Genomic DNA, 15,991 nt, shown 5'->3' with positions numbered 1-15,991 from the left:
GTGAAGTAAGGGAAGGCTAAGTTAGGGACGCCTAACCGATATAGGAGCCTTCATGTCCCCCACCACCCGCGCACTCGCCACCTGCGGCGTTCTCGCTCTCGCCATCACCGCCTGCAGCTCGGCCGACGACGGAGCCGACGGTGGGTCCGCGAGCGGCAGCGGCAGCGCCGCCGTCGCCCCCCAGGCGGCTCCGACCGGCGCGGTGACCGAGACCGTCGACGTCGCGGCGACGGACACGACGTGCGTCGCCGCCAAGACCGCCCTGCCCGCCGGCGTCGTCGGCTTCAAGCTGAAGAACGACGGCAAGGAGCCGACCTGGCTCTACCTCTACCGCGCCGACAAGACGGTGGTCGGCGAGCGCGCCAACATCGCCCCCGGCGCCAGCGGGGACCTGGTCGTGGAGCTGCCGGCGGGCACGTACCAGCTCGCCTGCAAGCCCAACCACGAGGGCGACGGCATCCGTCAGGAGATCACGGTCTCCGGTGAGCTCGCCGCCCAGACCGACCCTCGTGTCACCCGCGCCGTCGACGAGTACCGCGCCTATGTCGAGACCCAGGTCGACGACACCATCGCCAAGACCGAGGACTTCGTCGCCGCGGTGAAGAAGGGCGACGTGAAGAAGGCCAAGGCCCTCTACGCGCCGAGCCGGGTCGGCTGGGAGCGGATCGAGCCGGTGGCCGAGGCGTTCGGTGACATCGACCCCAAGGTCGACCTGCGCGAGGCCGACCTGGAGGACGGCCAGAAGTGGACCGGCTGGCACCGCCTGGAGAAGGCACTGTGGGAGGCCCCGAAGACGGTCAAGAAGGAGGCCGAGTACGGTGACGTGCTCCTGGCCGACCTGGACGCGCTGAAGAAGAGGCTGCCCACCGCGGAGATCACCGCCAGCTCCATGGCCAACGGCGCCAAGGAACTGCTGGACGAGGTGGCGACCGGCAAGGTGACCGGCGAGGAGGAGGCGTTCTCCCACACCGACCTGTGGGATTTCAAGGCCAACGTCAACGGCGCGTTCAAGGTCTACCAGCTCCTCACGCCGATCGTGATGGAGCGGAACCCCGGGCTGGTCACCACCCTCGACACCGAGTTCGCCGAGCTCGACGCGCTGCTCGCCAAGTACGGCAAGGGCGACGGGTTCGTCTCCTACACCGAGCTGTCCAAGGAGCAGGTCAAGGAGCTCGCCGACGCCGTCAACGCCCTCGCTGAGCCGCTGTCCGGCCTGGCCGCGGTGGCCGCGGGCTGACCCGCCCGCGTTCCCGCACGTCCGGATCACACGTCCGGGCTGTGAGCCCTGGTCGTGAACCCGGACTGCGCGTCCGGGCCGCCGGGCCACCGGGTTCCGAGCTCCGAGAGAACGAGAGAGAAGAGGGGGACACATGGCCGATCTCAGCCGGCGCAGGCTGCTGACCGGTGCAGGCATCGCCGTGGGTGCGGGGGCCGCGGCGGTCGCCGGCGCGGCGTTGGTGAACCAGGACCGGCCCCATCCGCGGGCCGAGCCGGTCCTCGCCGCCGCCTCGGGCGGGGTGATCCCCTTCCACGGCGCCCACCAGGCCGGCATCGCCACCCCCGTCCAGGACCGGCTGCACTTCGCCGCCTTCGACCTGAGCACCGACTCCCCGGAGAAGGTGGCGGCGATGCTTAAGGCGTGGACGGCGGCGGCCGTCCAGATGACCTCCGCGCAGGAGGTGGGCCGAGGGGCGACCGGGGCCGCGCTGGCCCCGCCCGACGACACAGGTGAGGCCATCGGGCTGCCCGCCTCGCGGCTGACGCTGACGGTCGGGTTCGGCCCCTCCTTCTTCGACCGCCTCAAGCTGCCCCGGCCGGCCGGGTTCGAGGAACTGCCCCGCTTCCGCGGTGACAGGCTCGACCCGGCCCGCAGCGGCGGTGACGTGTGCGTCCAGGCGTGCGCGGACGACCCTCAGGTCGCGGTGCACGCCGTGCGCAACCTCGTACGCATCGGTTTCGGCACCGCCTCGGTCCGCTGGTCGCAGCTCGGTTTCGGCAAGACCTCCTCGACCACCCCGGAGGCGCAGACCCCGCGCAACCTGATGGGGTTCAAGGACGGCACCAACAACATCGCGGCCACCGACCGCAAGAAGTTGGACGACCACGTCTGGGTGGGAGACGAGGGGCCGCAGTGGCTGCGCGGAGGCTCGTACCTGGTCGCCCGGCGCATCCGCATGCACATCGAGACCTGGGACCGCACCTCGCTGAAGGAGCAGGAGGACATCTTCGGCCGCACCAAGCGCGAGGGCGCCCCCTACGGCGGTACCCGCGAGCACGACCCCGTGGCGGTGGAGAAGCTGCCCGCCGACTCCCACGTCCGGCTGGCCCATCCGGACTCCCTGGGCGGGGTGACGATCCTGCGCCGGGGTTACTCCTTCACCGACGGCACCGACGGTCTCGGACGTCTGGACGCGGGCCTGTTCTTCCTGGCCTACCAGCGTGACCTGAACAAGGGTTTCATCCCGATCCAGCGCGCTCTGGCGGCCAAGGACCTGCTCAACGAGTACATCCAGCACGTCGGTTCCGGCGTGTACGCCTGCCCAGGCGGGGTCGCGTCCGGCTCCTACTGGGGGGAGGCGCTCCTGAACCAGGCCTGACGCGCCGCCCCGGTCACCGGTCGGCTCCAGTCACCACAGCCTCATTTGCGGCGTATTCGGGAAAACGGGGCTGTTCTGGTGGCCTGTGGAGGCGCAAACTGGGCGAATGGAGGCGCGAGCAGCGGTGGACGACGCCGCTCTCGGGCGTGAGGCCTGGTCCGTGCTCACCGCGAACTGGACGGGGTCCGCCACCGTGCCCGCCCCCGGCCTCTACCCCCACCAGTGGAACTGGGACTCGACCTTCGTCGCGATCGGCCTGGCCCGCTGGGACACCCGCAGGGCCGGGGCCGAGTTGGTCAGCCTGCTGGCGGGGCAGTGGCGTACCGGGATGGTCCCGCACATCGTCTTCCGCCCGGCCCACGCGGAGGGGTACTTCCCCGGCCCCTCCGTCTGGCGTTCGGAGGACCACCCGGATTCGCCCCACGGTGTGCGCACCTCCGGGCTGACCCAGCCGCCGCTGCACGCGTTCGCGCTGTGGTGGGTGTGGCGGTACGCGACCGACCGCGACACGGCCGCCGCCCTCGTACGGCGCCTCTACCCGATGCTGGCCGCCCAGCACGGCTACCTCGCCGCGGCCAGAGACCTCGGCGGGGGCGGGCTGGCCGCGATCGTGCACCCGTGGGAGTCCGGGATGGACGACAGCCCCGCCTGGGACGCCCCGCTCGCGGCCCTGACGCAGGTCCACCGGACCCACCGGAGCGCCGGGCCGCCCGGACGTCACCCCGGCAGCAACCCCGACCGCTACGTCTGGCTGGTCCTGCGGTACCGGGACGCGGGCTACGACCCGGCGTACCTGAGGCAGGAGCATCCGTTCGCGGTCGAGGACCCGATGTTCAACGGGATCTGGCTCGCCTCCTGTCAGGCCCTCGTCGAACTGGCGCCGGTGGCCGGCGCGGATCCGGGGCCACACCGGGAGCAGGCGGAGCACATCCGGTCGGCGCTGCTGGAGCGGCTCTGGGACGACGGAGCCTTCCACGCCCGCGACCTGCGCGGCGGGCGGCTCGTCCCGGTGTGCACGGTCGGCTCCTTCGGCCCGATGCTCGACCCGGGGCTGCCCTCCGAGAGGGTGGCACAGCTGGCGCGGGTGCTGGAGTCGCCCCGTTTCATGGGCGCCGCCGGATATCCGGTGCCGAGCTGTGAGATCCGCGCTCAGGAGTTCGACCGGTCGTGCTACTGGCGCGGGCCGTCCTGGGTGAACACCAACTGGCTGCTGCGGCGGGCCGCGGCCGTGCACGGCCTGACGACGCTCGCCCACGTGCTCGGCACCTGCACCCTGCGCCTGGTGCGGCAGGGGGGCTTCCGCGAGTGCTTCGACCCCTTCGACGGCAGCGGCCGGGGCAGCCGTGACTTCTCCTGGTCGGCCGCGCTCACCCTCGATCTGCTCGCGGGCGACGGCGGATGATGCACCGGACCGCCGGGCACGGGGCGACACGCCGGATGCCGGGTGATGCGGTGGGCATCGGCGGTGTGCGCCGGACGTCGGCGGTGCGGTGGGCGTCACGCCGGACGTCGGCGGTGCGGTGGGCGTCGCGCCGGGCGTCGGGGCAAAAATGGAGCAAGGCGCCGGATAACGTTGGGACATGAGGCTCTTCAACCGCATGCCCGCCGAGGTCCGCGCGGCGGTCGACCCGGCCGACCGGGTGCTCACCTACGCCGAGGGGCCGGACGGCTATGTGATCGCCGCAGACCGGGCCCTCTACCTGGCCGGGACCCGCATGCCCTGGTTCCACGTGGACCGCGGCGTGTGGGACGAGGAGGGGCTGACGGTCGTCACCACGGACGGCCGATCGCACCGGGCACGCCTTCCCGAACCCGGGCGGGTCCCGGAAGCCGTGCGGGAGCGGGTGACCGCCTCGATCGTGGTCAGCCAGTACGTCCCGCTGGACGCGCGCGGGGGAGTGCGGCTGGTGGCGCGGAGGGCGGAGGACGACCGGCTGGTGTGGGAGTTCGTCTTCGACTCCGGCCTCGACCCGGACGATCCGGGGTTGCGGGCCACGGCCGAGCAGGCGCTGGAGGAGACGCGCCGCAGTTTCGGGGTCTGACCGACCCGCGGGCCCGCGGATGGAACGTTCCGCGGGCCCACAGCGCCGGTCGGTAGCCGGTCGGTAGCCGGTCAGTAGGGTGCCGGGGTGGTCTTCTGGCCCTCCGGCCAGCCGGTGCCGCTCTCGTCGTGCTTCTCGGTCTGCCAGTCGTCACCCGAGCGCATGAACGACAGCCGGTTCTTCGCCACGTCGCTCACCTTGGCTCTGGCCACGCCGGTCGCCCGGGAGACCTTGGCGCCCACAAGGCCGGCGGTCTCCTGGATGGTGGGGTTGTCCGACACCCGCTGGGCCATCCGTTTGATCTCCTCATAGCGCTCCCGGCCGGCGCGGCTCCCCAAGATGTAGCCGATCGCGAGACCCACCCCGAACATCAGTCGATAACGCATGTCCACCTCCACAAGCAGGCTCCGCCGACCTTGATCCTTCATCATCCGCGGAGTGCAGTCGACTCGGGACTACCCCGGAGTATCGATGCGACACGCACCCCCCGAGTGCGCTAATCTATTCATGCGCCGCAAGGAACGGGGAGAAACCCCGCCGAACAGCGCAAACGCACGATCCCGTGTAGCTCAATCGGCAGAGCAGCCGGCTGTTAACCGGCAGGTTATAGGTTCGAGTCCTATCGCGGGAGCCAGTCTGAAGGCCCCGGGAGCCCAGCTCCCGGGGCCTTTCGCGTCTCCTGCGCCGGTTCCGGGGACAAATCCCGGTGAATCCCGGAAAATAGGGGTCGCCGCGCGCGGTGTCCCTCCGATCGCCCTGTGTGATCCGGTGGGCCGGACACGCCGGTGCGCGTTCGCCGCGGACCACAACGAGCACAGCGGGGAAGGGCCGCTGTGCCCAGGGCACCGTGCCGCCCGGAACGGCCGTCGTGCCCGTGAGCCACCTGGGTGGTTGTTGCAGTGCTGACCTGGCGGAGATCACGGCACGGCGGGCCGGAAGCGGTTCGCGGCGTCCGTACGGAGGGGCCGGAGCACGCGGTGCCTCCCGTCGACATGACGGCGGCCGAGGACTATCTGAGGCTCTTCCACGCGGAGAACCCCGGCGCGGGGGACCTACGTTCGCGCCTGCGCGAGGTGCGCGCGGAGATCGCGCGGACGGGGACGTACACCCACACCCCCGGGGAGCTGACGTTCGGCGCCAGGGTGGCCTGGCGCAACAGCGGCCGGTGCATCGGGCGGCTCTACTGGCGCTCGCTGCGCGTACGCGACCGGCGGCACGTCGACACGCCCGAGGGCGTCGCCGTCGAGTGCGTCAACCACCTGCGGGACGCCGCGCCGGGCCGCCGGATCCGTCCGACGATGACGGTGTTCGCCCAGGACCGCCCCGGGGCACCGGGCCCGCGGATCTGGAACGAGCAGCTCATCCGGTACGCCGGGTACGCCATGGACGACGGGTCGATCGTCGGTGACCCCCGCTACGCCGACTTCACCACGATGGTGGGCAAGCTCGGCTGGCCGGGCGGTCCGGGGAGTCCCTTCGACGTGCTTCCCCTGGTGATCTCGATGGGCGACGGGCCGCCGCTGTTGTCGACGATCCCCGGCGACGCCGTGCTGGAGGTCGCGCTCTCCCATCCCTCCCACCCCTGGTTCGCCGAACTGGGGCTGCGCTGGCACGCCGTGCCCGCGATATCCGGCATGTGCCTGGAGATCGGCGGTGTCTGCTACCGGTCGGCGCCGTTCAACGGGTGGTACATGGGCACCGAGATCGGTGCCCGCAACCTGGCCGACGCCGACCGCTACGACCTGACGTCGCTGATCGCCCATAGGCTGAACCTGGACACTGGCACGGAGCGCTCACTCTGGCGTGACCGCGCTCTGGTGGAGCTGAACGTGGCGGTCCTGCACTCCTTCGACCGGGCGGGGGTGACGATCACCGACCACCACACCGAGTCCCACCGTTTCCTGACCCACCTGGAGCGTGAGGAACGAGCCGGACGGGTCTGCCCGGCCGACTGGACGTGGATCGTGCCACCCATGTCGGGCTCGGCCACGCCGGTCTTCCACCGCTACTACGACGACGTGAGCCTGTCGCCGAACTTCACCTACCACCCCGACTCGCTGGAGCGGGCCCTCGGCCGCTGGGACGCGCCGGGAGGGTGATTACGGCAAGCGGCCGGGCGGAACCGGTCCGGCGTCTCGGCGAGTCCGGTACGGGATCGGGGGCCGGTCCGACGCCCGGGGACCCCGGTACGGGATCGAGACCGGTCCGACGCCCCGGCGGACCCCGATACGCCGCGCGCTGTCGCCGGAGGGAGAAAAAGTGTAGAACTATATTCTGCGGCGTTCCGGTCCGGAACGCCGGACGGGGACGCCCCCGCACAGGGCGAGGGCTCCCAGGAGGGAGTCGGGATGCTGGACCTGGTTCTGCCGTCCGTCGAACAGGGCGTGCTGACGCTGACGTTCAACCGGCCGGACCGGCTCAACGCCTGGACCGACGAGATGGGGCGACGCTACTTCGACCTGCTGGCCGAGGCGGAGAAGGATCCCGAGGTCCGGGTGATCGTCGTCACCGGCGCGGGCAGGGGCTTCTGCGCCGGAGCCGACTTCCAGACGCTCCACGCCATCCAGGACGGCTCCTACGACTCCCGGCCGGACCCGCGTCCCACGACCTTCCCGGCCACGATCCGCAAGCCGGTCATCGCGGCGGTCAACGGTGCCTGCGCCGGCCTCGGCATGGTCCACGCCCTGGTCTGCGACCTGGTCTTCACCGCGGCCGAAGCCAAGTGGACCACAGCTTTCGCCCGGCGCGGCCTGATCGCCGAGTACGGTCTGTCGTGGATCCTGCCCCGGTTGGTGGGACAGGCGAAGGCGATGGACCTTCTGCTGTCCGGCCGCACCTTCACCGGTGCCGAGGCGTTCGAGCTGGGGCTGGCCGCCCGGTCGGTGCCGGGGGAGGGGCTGCTCGCCGAGACGCTGGCCTACGCCCGTGAGCTCGCGGTGTACAGCTCTCCGGCCTCGATGGCCGTGATCAAACGCCAGGTCTGGGGTGACTGGCGGCGCAGCCTGGAAGAGGCCGAGTCCGCGGCCGTCCGCCTGATGGCGGAGTCCTTCTCTCGGCCCGACTTCGCCGAGGGCGTCGCGAGCTTCGTCGAGCGCCGCGCCCCCGAGTTCCCGCCCCTGTAGGCCCGGCGCACCCGCGGCGCGCAGATGTGCCGGGCTCGGGTGGTCCGGGCCGGTCGGCGAGGGACGCGGATCCGGGGTGTGAGGCTCGGGTGGTCCGGGCCGGTCGGCGGGGGCCGCGGATCCGGGGTGGGCGGGCCGGGCTCAGGTGACCCGGGCCAGCCAGTGGGGCGCCGCGGATCCGAAGGGGGCGGCACCGGCGCCGACGGCCTCCAGCAGCCGGTCGGCGGCGGCACGGGCGTTCTCGACGACGTCGGGCGGGTAGGCGTACCGGACCCGGTGCTCCTCGAACTCGTCCTCGTCGTCGAGGAAGACCCGGCCGTTCCCTCGCATTCGGATCACGTCGAGGTCCAGATCGACCATGGTCACCTCGCCGTCGCTCCACCGCGGCACGGTGGAGACGTCGCAGTAGATCTCGACGTCGTTCGGGGCGGCGTTGAAGACGGCGGTCCACCAGCCGTCTCGGGGGAAGAGCATCACGAACGCGTAGGGCCATACGACCGGGGGCCCGTCACCCTTGTGGCCGCTGGAGCCGGCCACGCAACCGGTCCAGACGCCGTGTTCGTCCTCGCCGAGCAGCAGGCCGCGGTGGTGCCAGTGCAGCGATCCGTCGTACTTGCGGTAAACCACTCTCACGCTCTCGTGTGACATGCCCTGACCATACGGCTTGACAATGATCCATGTATTTCCTACCTTATAACTAGGTTAAGAGCGTCAGCGTGAGGCCCGGCCGGCTGACCGGCGTCCCTCCCACCACGGCGGGACGCCCCGGGAAGACCTGGCGGCACGGCAGGCGTGCCGCGAGTGCGCGGACCCGTCACGGGGCCACCGAGGCATGCCTGGAGCGACGACATGTCAGAGATCACACTGAACACGGTCCCCGCCTTCCTCGGCACCCGCGGCTGTCGCCGTCCGGGCCTCCCGTCCCCCCTCCCCGGGAACGCCGGTTCCGGCGCGGTCCCCGTTCCCGGGGAGGGGGGCGGTGCCCGGCGGCTCCGCGGCGCGCCGCTCCACGCAGGCCGGGACGGGGCCCGCCGCAGAGCGGCCGCGCTATGACCGCCTCGATCGCCGTGATCGGCGCCGGCCCCGCGGGCACCTGCCTGGTGGAACAGATCTGCGCCAACGCCTCCGGACTGCTCGGCCTGCCACCGCTGGACCTGCACGTCGTCGACCCGCACCCCCCGGACGAGATCCGGGGCCGGGAGCGGACCGATCTGTTACGGGCGGCTCCCCGCGGGGTCCGGGTACACGTGCACGTCACCCGGGCGGTCGACCTGGTCGACGTCCCCGGCGGGCAGGCGGTCCGGTTGGAGGACGGCCGGACGCTCGACGTCGACGCCGTGATCCTCGCGGGGGAACACCATGACCCGACCTCCGCCCGGCAGGAGCACGGGCCAGCCCCGGTCGGGCAGGGGGACGGGCGGACCTCGGTCGGGCAGGAGGACGAGCCGGACGCCCGGATCGCGTGCACCGGCCCGGACCGTCCGCCCACCCCACACGCGGCGAACCTCGACCCGGACGGGATCCCCGCCGGCGAGCCGGTGATCATACGCGGTCTGGGGGCGGCTTTCACCGACCTGACGACACTGCTCACCTCCGGTCGCGGCGGACGCTTCTCCCGCGAGTACGACGGCGAGCTGGTCTACCTGCCCAGCGGGCGGGAACCCCTGCTCCACACCGGGTCGCACCGCGGAGTGCCGTACCGTGCCCGGACCGGCCGTCTCCTTGCGGGCGCCCGCCCGCCGGCGCCTCGCTTCCCCACCGTGCGGACGGCGGGTGACGGGCCGTGGAACTTCCGCAGGGACCTCTGGCCGCTGGTCGCCAAGGAGCTGACCTTCGCCTACTACCACGAGCTGATCACCGCCCATCCCGAGCGGTCCTGCCTCGCCTGGCCGGGATTCGAGGAGGCGTTCGCCGCGGAGGAGTGGCGCAGTCCCGAGATGCGCAAGCTGATCCGCACGGCCGTTCCCCGGCACCGGGACCGGCTTGACCTCGAGCGCCTGGACCGGCCCCTGGAGGGCATGCGGTTCGGTGACGCGGCCGGGCTGCAGAAGTGGATGCGCGGCTACCTCGCGGCCGACCTGGAGCGGCGCGCCGACCCCGGGCACAGCGCCGACCACGCCGTCGTCCTGGCCCTGTTCCCGGTTCACGGTGTTCTCGCCGCGCGGGGCATCCACGACCCGTGGTTCCAGAGCTTCTTCGACCACGTCACCGGCGGACCGCCCGGCTCCCGCCTGGAGGAACTGCGCGCGCTGGTCAGCGCGGGCGTGCTCACCTTCCTCGGCGCCGGCCTACGCGTCGAGCACCACGAAGGACGGTGGCTGGCGCAGAGCCCCACCGTGCCCGGCACCGTCCGGGCGGAAACCTTGATCGAGGCCCGATCGTCCGTGTCCGGCGTGAGCGGGGCCCGATCGTCCGCGTCCGGCGTGAGCGGGGCCGCCGACCCGCTGATCGCCTCCCTGCGGGGGCGGGGCGAGGTCACGGAGGAGTCCGGCCTGCTCGGGGTGCGTCCGGCCGACCATCGGGTGCTCGACCAGTCCGGCATCCCCCACCCTCGCAGGTTCGCCTTCGGCCCCCGGACCTCCGGCGGCCCGGCCGACGACGGCTTCACCCGCCCTGGCACCGACGCCCCACTCCTCCGCCACACCGACGCGCTCGCCCGGATCGTATTGTCCGAAGCCGTCGGCACCCACCTCCACCACGTCGCTTGACAGTGAGCCTGACCGCGAGGACGCGGAGGTGCCTCCCGGCGGTTCAGGCCCGTCAGGCCCGTCCCCTCCCGCGCCGTCGCGGCCGTCCCGGCGGGAGGGGAGGCATTCCCGGCCCTGCGGCGGCACCGCCCGGGAACCGGTGTCCGGGACCGGAACCGGCCCGGCCCCGGTGCTCCGGCCCCGGTGCTCCGGCCCGCAGGCCGGAGAGCGCGTCAGGCGACGCCTGACTCGGCGGCCCGGCTGGGCAGATTGTCGCCGGAACCGGTCCGACTGGACGGGTCGTCGGAACCGGCCTGGCTGGCCGGGGCGCCGGGACCGGTCCGGCCGGGCAGGTCGCCGTCCGTGCCGGTCCGGTCGGGGTGGTGGTCCTCCGCGTCCCTCATGCCGAGGTCGCGGATGTCCGGCAGCAGCAGGACGCCCAGGGAGGAGATCGCGATCACGGCCGCGGAACCGTACAGGGTGACGGCCGTACCCGCCGCGTCGGCCAGCGGACCGGCCAGGGCCATGCCGAAGGGCATCAGCCCGAGGGAGAGCATCCAGTCGTAGGCGGACACCCGTGAGACCGCCTCGGCGGGGATGTGCTCCTGCACCGCGGTCTCCCACAGCGGAGCCATGAACGCCAGCCCGCCGGTCATCATCCCGTACGCCGCCGCGACGACCAGCGCGGGCGCCCCAGCGGCGAGCGCGACCAGCGGCAGCGCACCCAGCGCGAGACCGATGTTGGCCGCGGCCAGGGGCCTGCGGGGCCTGACGCGCAGCACCAGGAGGGCGCCGCACAGCGCGCCGATCGTGCCGCCCTGCACGATCGTCCCCCACGCCAGCTCACCGCCGAGGCTGCCGACGGCGATCACCGGGCCGACGGTGATCAGCACACAGCGGCCCAGGTTCCACAACGAGTGGCCGATCAGGTTCGTCCAGTACCAGCGGTGGCGGCCCAGCTCCAGCCAGCCGTCGGCGAGCTGCCGGACGAACGGCTCGTGCGGTGCGGCCGGAACCGGCGGGATCCGGAGCCGTCCCAGCAGCACGGCGCTGACCGCGTACGTCACGGCGTCTAGCAGGAGTGCCCAGCCGGGCCCGGCGGTCAGCGCGATGGTGGTCGCGATGCCCGGTCCGAGCAGCATCGCCCCGCGCTGGGCGATCGCCATGAGCGCGTTCGCCCGGGGCAGGAGCTCGGGCGCCACGGTGGCGGGCACCAGACCGGTCGTGGCGGGCAGGAAGAACGCCGAACCGGCGCCGGAGACGGCGGCGAGCACCGCCAGGTGGACGATGTCCACCGTGCCGGTGACCAGCTCGATGCCCATCACGGCGTGGGCGATCCCGCGGACCACGTCCGCGGTCAGCATCACGCGATGGCGGGGGAGCCGGTCGGCCCAGACTCCGCCGGGGAGCATCAGCGTCACCGTGGCGACCGACTGGGCGGCCAGCACGATGCCGAGGTCGGTGGCGGAACCGGTCGCCTTCACGATCGCCAGCGCGAGGGCGACCGCGGTGATGGCGTCACCGACGTGTGAGAGCGTCTGGCCGCTCCACAGCAGCAGGAACCGGCGGTCGCGGAGGGGCGCCCAGATGTCTCTGAGAGGGGTCATGGGGTGAAAATTTACTACGAAATAAGAATATATGCATCCATAATAAAATGATCTTCGTCATGGGCCGGGCAGGGGAGGGGCGGGCGAGGGCGAGAGCGGTGCCGGGACGGCCGTTACGCTGTGGGCATGGCCGAGCCGGACTCCATCGACCGACACATCGCGCACTGGTCACGCGAACTGTCCGACCTCGACCCCCAGGCCGAGGGGATCATCACGCGCATGCAGATGCTCATGCGCCTGCTCAAGCGCAAGGAAGAGGCCTGGCTGACGGCGAGTGGGTTCAAGCCGTGGGAGTACAAAGTGATCCACTACCTGGTCGCGGCGGGGCCGCCCTACCGGGCGACGCCGTCCCGGCTGGCCGAGTGGCTGGACACCCACCCGGCCACGATGACCAACCGGCTCGACCGGCTGGAGCGGGCCGGGTACATCGAACGTGCCCACGACCCCGGCGACCGCCGCCGCCTCCTCGTCGCACTCACCGACGCGGGACGCGCGGTGTGGGAGGAGCGCATGGCCGAGGGCGACCGGTCGGAACGGGCCCTGCTCTCCGCCCTCGACGCCGGCGAACTCGAACTGCTCGACGGCCTGCTGCGCCGGATGGTGCGCGCCGCCGAGGCCGACGGCACACCGCTGATGCCCGATTGGTCTGCGGACCGGAAACCGACCGTCGCCCCTCGGGAGTGACCTCGGAAGGCTGCGGCGCCCCCTCTCCACGACCGGCTCGTCATGCCGGAGGCGGGGGACAGGGCCCTCGGGCCGGTCCTCGGGCCGGCCCGTGAGGTCGGGTTCTCGGACCGGTCCGCGGGGCCGGGTCCTTGGGCCGGTTCGCGGGGGCGGGCCCTCGGGCCGGTCCGCGGGGCTGGGTTCTCGGGCCGGTCCGCGGGTCGGCGTTCCTGGACCCCTGGACCGGCCGGTGGAGGTACGGCTCTCAGGTCAGCCGGCGGGCTCCCGCCGCCGGGGTCGCCGGGTAGATCTCCGGCGCGGCCCAGCCGCGTTCGGCGTAGGCGCCGGTCACCGACTCCCGCACCGATTCCACCCGGTCGTCGGCCACCAGCGCGATCGCCGACCCGCCGAACCCGCCGCCGGTCATCCGCGCACCACGGGCACCACCCTGCACCGCCGACTCCACGGCCACGTCCAACTCCACACAGGAAACCTCGTACTGGTCGCGCAGCGACAGGTGGGAGGCGTTCAGCAGGGCCCCGACCTCGCGCACCGCCCCGGCCCGCAGCAGCCCGATCACCGCCTCGACCCGGTGGTTCTCCGTCACGACGTGCTGAACCCGTTTGCGCTCGTCACCGCCCAGCTTCGCCAGGGCACCCGCCAGGTCGGTGACGTCGCGCAGCGCGTCGACGCCCAGTCGCTTGGCGGCGTTCTCACAGTCCTGCCGGCGGCGGGCGTACTGCCCGTCGGCGAGTTCGTGATGAACCCCGGTGTTGATGATCAGCAGCTGGAGGCCGTGCTGCGCCAGGTCGAACGGGATGTTCCTGGTGCCGAGGCTCCGGCAGTCCATGAACAACGCCTGACCCTCCTGCGCGAGGGCCGAGGCCGCCTGGTCCATGATCCCGCAGGGCATGCCCACGAAATCGTTCTCGGCCTTCTGGGCGGCGAGGGCGACCTCCATCTTGGACAGGCCCAACCCGTACAGCTCGTTGAGCGCCGTGCCGACGACCACCTCCAGCGCCGCGCTCGACGACAACCCCGCTCCCTGCGGAACGTCCCCGTCGATCACCACGTCCGCACCCCCGGCCCGGTGCCCGGCCTCACGGAGCACCCAGAACACGCCGGCGGCGTACCTGGCCCAGCCCTCGGCCTCGTCGGGGGACTCCAGGGTCACCGGGGCACCCGTCTGCAGCGACCGCAGCCGGACCACTCCGTCCTCGCGCGGTGACACGGCCGCGGTGACCCCCCACGGCACCGCGAAGGGCAGCACGAAACCGTCGTTGTAGTCGGTGTGCTCCCCGATCAGGTTGACCCGGCCCGGAGCATGCCAGACGCCCACCGGCTCCGCGCCGTACGACTCCCGGAAAGCTTCAACAACGCGCATGATCCAACACTCCTCAACAAGGTCCTACATCAGGGTAGCGAGTCCATCGGAGGGCGGTCCCGCCGTCCTCCCCGGATTCGACCCGTCAAGGTCACATCTTGAACCCGGCACGCCCGGCGGATGTGCGAATGCCACGTACCTTTGGTTGAATGCCCCAGTACGGCGTGCACGAGGGGCGGTAGCTCAGCCGGTTAGAGCAGGGGACTCATAATCCCTGGGTCGCGGGTTCGAGTCCCGCCCGCCCTACCTCTTGTGAACTGCGGATATACAGTTTTCTTGATCGATTTCGTGTCTGCTTCGGTGTCTGATGGACACGCGGCGGGCGCACGATGGTCCACTGCTGGCCCATCGGACGACTCCCCGTTCCACTGTGGTCATTGATCAGTTTCAGATGTGGACCGGGGCATGATCGCGGCCACGGCCTCGGCGGCGGCCTTGGGTACCTCCAAGAAGATGTGCTGGTAGTTGTGGACGGTAGGCCAGGCGCCGAACTCCTCAAGCATCTCCTGCCACTGCCCGCCCGTCCTGAACCGCCAGATCACGCCCTCGAACTGCTGTCGCAGCCGCTCGAGGTACGGGCCGAACCTGTCGATCGGCAGGTAAGGCTCGATGAACTCCCACTCCTCGTCCGTCAGTTGGACCCGCGTCATACAAGATGACCTACCGGGTCAGGTGCCGCCACAAGGGCGAACTCCCCGATTGATCGCAACTCGATGCGCACCCTAGCCGAGGCCACGGGCATCACCACGCCCGTCCTGTTCTAGCCGCCAAGCGCTCGACGCGAGGCTGACTTTCGCGAACTCGATGGTGTTCCCGAGGTCCCCGTATCCATGGCCGTCCGCACTCTCATCGGTGATGGCCTCGCCGGACCCATCTGGCTGCCCTGCGGATCGCAAGGACCACGACAGCGGCTGGCCGAGCTGGGTAAGGTCTCGTCGTGCCCCCGACGTGCTGAATTCGTTGATGCACTGAATGGCGGGACACACCGACGAGCAGGGGAATTCAATGTGATGGTAGGCATACAATCCGCACCTGTGTGATGTGGGCATGTGACGGTGGTGCTTTATGGGCGAGTCGGCCCTGTCATCGCATCATGCGAAAGGGCTGTGAGCGGCAAGAGCTGTTCATGAGGGGAGGTCAAATCAGTTTCATAGAACGCATCGGTGGCCATATTATGGCAACACTCCTGATGGATTGGTTCGCGGTTGCCTGGTATTCATTCGCATGGCCTCGCTATGAGGTTGTTCAGGAGATCGCGGGAAGTGAATTCGGCTTTGCGTATTGATGATAATCAGACTCTTCGTGGAGGCCTGTTCCTTATCGTTTTGGATCATAAAACGACTCCCTGTCGTCTCTCAAGTCTGTCATCCTGGTGAGCCACCCTGCGGTGTCCAGACAACCGGGTGAGGAGGTGGGGTTGACGTGCAAGATCCTGTTCTTCGCTGAAGGAGATTCCTCCATGACTGACAGCAGGAAGAAGATATCCGCTTTTGAGGAGCGGTTAGTTGCGTGTGCCGACGAGCGATCCTTCAAGGTCTCGAAGAATCCGACGCTGTACTATATCGAGCTTGAACACACCAGCAGGAGCCGGGTTGTCTATCTCGACCGCCGTAAGGCGCTCCTCAATGCCATTGCAGTATCCGTTTCGCCTGAGAGTGACCTCGGATGTTTGGCCTCCATCCCGGGACTCGTCATTCCCGTAGAATTTCGCCATGGCTCCGGTATGACCAGGTTCCCCAAGCGTGCGAACAAGGGGGAGAGGCCCATCCACTATGGATATCTGATTATTTGTGCGGATATCGGCGCCTACGGTCGGCTACTCAAATGGGTGGCTGACGAAGGGGCGGACACCGACTGATCGGTTTCCAGCGGCCGGAGAGCGCGTCTTC

At 70.7% G+C, this 15,991-nt stretch carries 13 protein-coding genes, 2 tRNA genes, 1 pseudogene and 1 riboswitch; of the genes and pseudogenes, 11 read left to right on the top strand and 5 right to left on the bottom strand.

Annotated features, from left to right (window positions below; genetic code table 11):
* Window positions 1-52: 52 nt before the first annotated feature.
* The 4 genes from efeO (at window position 53) to F4562_RS08465 (ending at window position 4,639) form a co-directional block, all read left to right on the top strand.
* Window positions 53-1,237 carry an iron uptake system protein EfeO gene (efeO, locus tag F4562_RS08480; protein WP_184542327.1) on the top strand — a complete coding sequence of 395 codons (1,185 nt, stop codon included), beginning with the start codon at window positions 53-55 and terminating at the stop codon, window positions 1,235-1,237.
* Window positions 1,238-1,370: 133 nt separating this feature from the next.
* The gene (gene efeB, locus F4562_RS08475; RefSeq protein ID WP_184542325.1) at window positions 1,371-2,597 is read left to right on the top strand and encodes an iron uptake transporter deferrochelatase/peroxidase subunit; all 1,227 of its coding nucleotides are present in this window, start codon (window positions 1,371-1,373) and stop codon (window positions 2,595-2,597) included.
* Window positions 2,598-2,703: 106 nt separating this feature from the next.
* Window positions 2,704-3,999: an MGH1-like glycoside hydrolase domain-containing protein gene (locus F4562_RS08470; RefSeq protein ID WP_184542323.1), complete on the top strand. Its 1,296-nt coding sequence runs from the start codon at window positions 2,704-2,706 to the stop codon at window positions 3,997-3,999.
* A gap of 178 nt (window positions 4,000-4,177) precedes the next feature.
* Entirely contained in the window at window positions 4,178-4,639 is a 462-nt protein-coding gene (locus tag F4562_RS08465) for a hypothetical protein (protein WP_184542321.1), read from the top strand.
* A 71-nt stretch (window positions 4,640-4,710) separates the two neighbouring features.
* Here F4562_RS08465 and F4562_RS08460 read toward each other — a convergent pair whose 3' ends face one another.
* Entirely contained in the window at window positions 4,711-5,025 is a 315-nt protein-coding gene (locus F4562_RS08460; protein WP_184542319.1) for a YtxH domain-containing protein, read from the bottom strand.
* A gap of 172 nt (window positions 5,026-5,197) precedes the next feature.
* Between F4562_RS08460 and F4562_RS08455 the strand changes: the two genes are divergently transcribed.
* The 3 genes from F4562_RS08455 to F4562_RS08445 all read left to right on the top strand — a co-directional run bounded on the left by F4562_RS08455 (window position 5,198) and on the right by F4562_RS08445 (window position 7,761).
* Window positions 5,198-5,273 (top strand) — tRNA-Asn (locus F4562_RS08455).
* A gap of 343 nt (window positions 5,274-5,616) precedes the next feature.
* A complete protein-coding gene (locus F4562_RS08450; RefSeq protein WP_311734025.1) occupies window positions 5,617-6,738 on the top strand; it encodes a nitric oxide synthase oxygenase in 1,122 nt (373 codons plus the stop codon).
* Window positions 6,739-6,987: 249 nt separating this feature from the next.
* Entirely contained in the window at window positions 6,988-7,761 is a 774-nt protein-coding gene (locus tag F4562_RS08445) for an enoyl-CoA hydratase-related protein (RefSeq protein ID WP_184542317.1), read from the top strand.
* A 141-nt stretch (window positions 7,762-7,902) separates the two neighbouring features.
* Here F4562_RS08445 and F4562_RS08440 read toward each other — a convergent pair whose 3' ends face one another.
* Window positions 7,903-8,394 carry a DUF402 domain-containing protein gene (locus tag F4562_RS08440; protein WP_311734024.1) on the bottom strand — a complete coding sequence of 164 codons (492 nt, stop codon included), beginning with the start codon at window positions 8,392-8,394 and terminating at the stop codon, window positions 7,903-7,905.
* A gap of 67 nt (window positions 8,395-8,461) precedes the next feature.
* A riboswitch (SAM riboswitch) is annotated at window positions 8,462-8,571 on the top strand.
* Window positions 8,572-8,810: 239 nt separating this feature from the next.
* Here F4562_RS08440 and F4562_RS08435 point away from each other — a divergent pair.
* Complete coding sequence (locus tag F4562_RS08435) at window positions 8,811-10,469, top strand: FAD/NAD(P)-binding protein (protein WP_184542313.1); 1,659 nt, start codon at window positions 8,811-8,813, stop codon at window positions 10,467-10,469.
* A gap of 212 nt (window positions 10,470-10,681) precedes the next feature.
* Here the strand turns inward: F4562_RS08435 and F4562_RS08430 are convergent, their stop codons facing one another.
* Complete coding sequence (locus tag F4562_RS08430; RefSeq protein WP_184542311.1) at window positions 10,682-12,055, bottom strand: MFS transporter; 1,374 nt, start codon at window positions 12,053-12,055, stop codon at window positions 10,682-10,684.
* 126 nt (window positions 12,056-12,181) lie between these two features.
* Between F4562_RS08430 and F4562_RS08425 the strand changes: the two genes are divergently transcribed.
* Entirely contained in the window at window positions 12,182-12,739 is a 558-nt protein-coding gene (locus F4562_RS08425) for a MarR family winged helix-turn-helix transcriptional regulator (RefSeq protein ID WP_184542309.1), read from the top strand.
* A 244-nt stretch (window positions 12,740-12,983) separates the two neighbouring features.
* Here F4562_RS08425 and galK read toward each other — a convergent pair whose 3' ends face one another.
* Complete coding sequence (gene galK, locus F4562_RS08420; protein WP_184542307.1) at window positions 12,984-14,102, bottom strand: galactokinase; 1,119 nt, start codon at window positions 14,100-14,102, stop codon at window positions 12,984-12,986.
* 172 nt (window positions 14,103-14,274) lie between these two features.
* Between galK and F4562_RS08415 the strand changes: the two genes are divergently transcribed.
* Window positions 14,275-14,348, top strand: a tRNA-Ile gene (locus F4562_RS08415).
* A gap of 221 nt (window positions 14,349-14,569) precedes the next feature.
* Here F4562_RS08415 and F4562_RS08410 read toward each other — a convergent pair.
* Window positions 14,570-14,752: pseudogene (locus F4562_RS08410) on the bottom strand (transposase); the annotation flags it as partial.
* An 809-nt stretch (window positions 14,753-15,561) separates the two neighbouring features.
* Here F4562_RS08410 and F4562_RS08405 point away from each other — a divergent pair.
* On the top strand, window positions 15,562-15,960 hold the full coding sequence (locus F4562_RS08405; protein ID WP_184542305.1) for a hypothetical protein: 399 nt from the start codon (window positions 15,562-15,564) through the stop codon (window positions 15,958-15,960).
* Window positions 15,961-15,991: the final 31 nt, after the last annotated feature.

It is taken from the genome of Streptosporangium becharense (assembly GCF_014204985.1).
GTDB lineage: Bacteria > Actinomycetota > Actinomycetes > Streptosporangiales > Streptosporangiaceae > Streptosporangium > Streptosporangium becharense.
The sequence above is the reverse complement of the archived record's forward strand: the minus strand, read 5'-3'. Positions and strand labels throughout refer to the sequence as shown.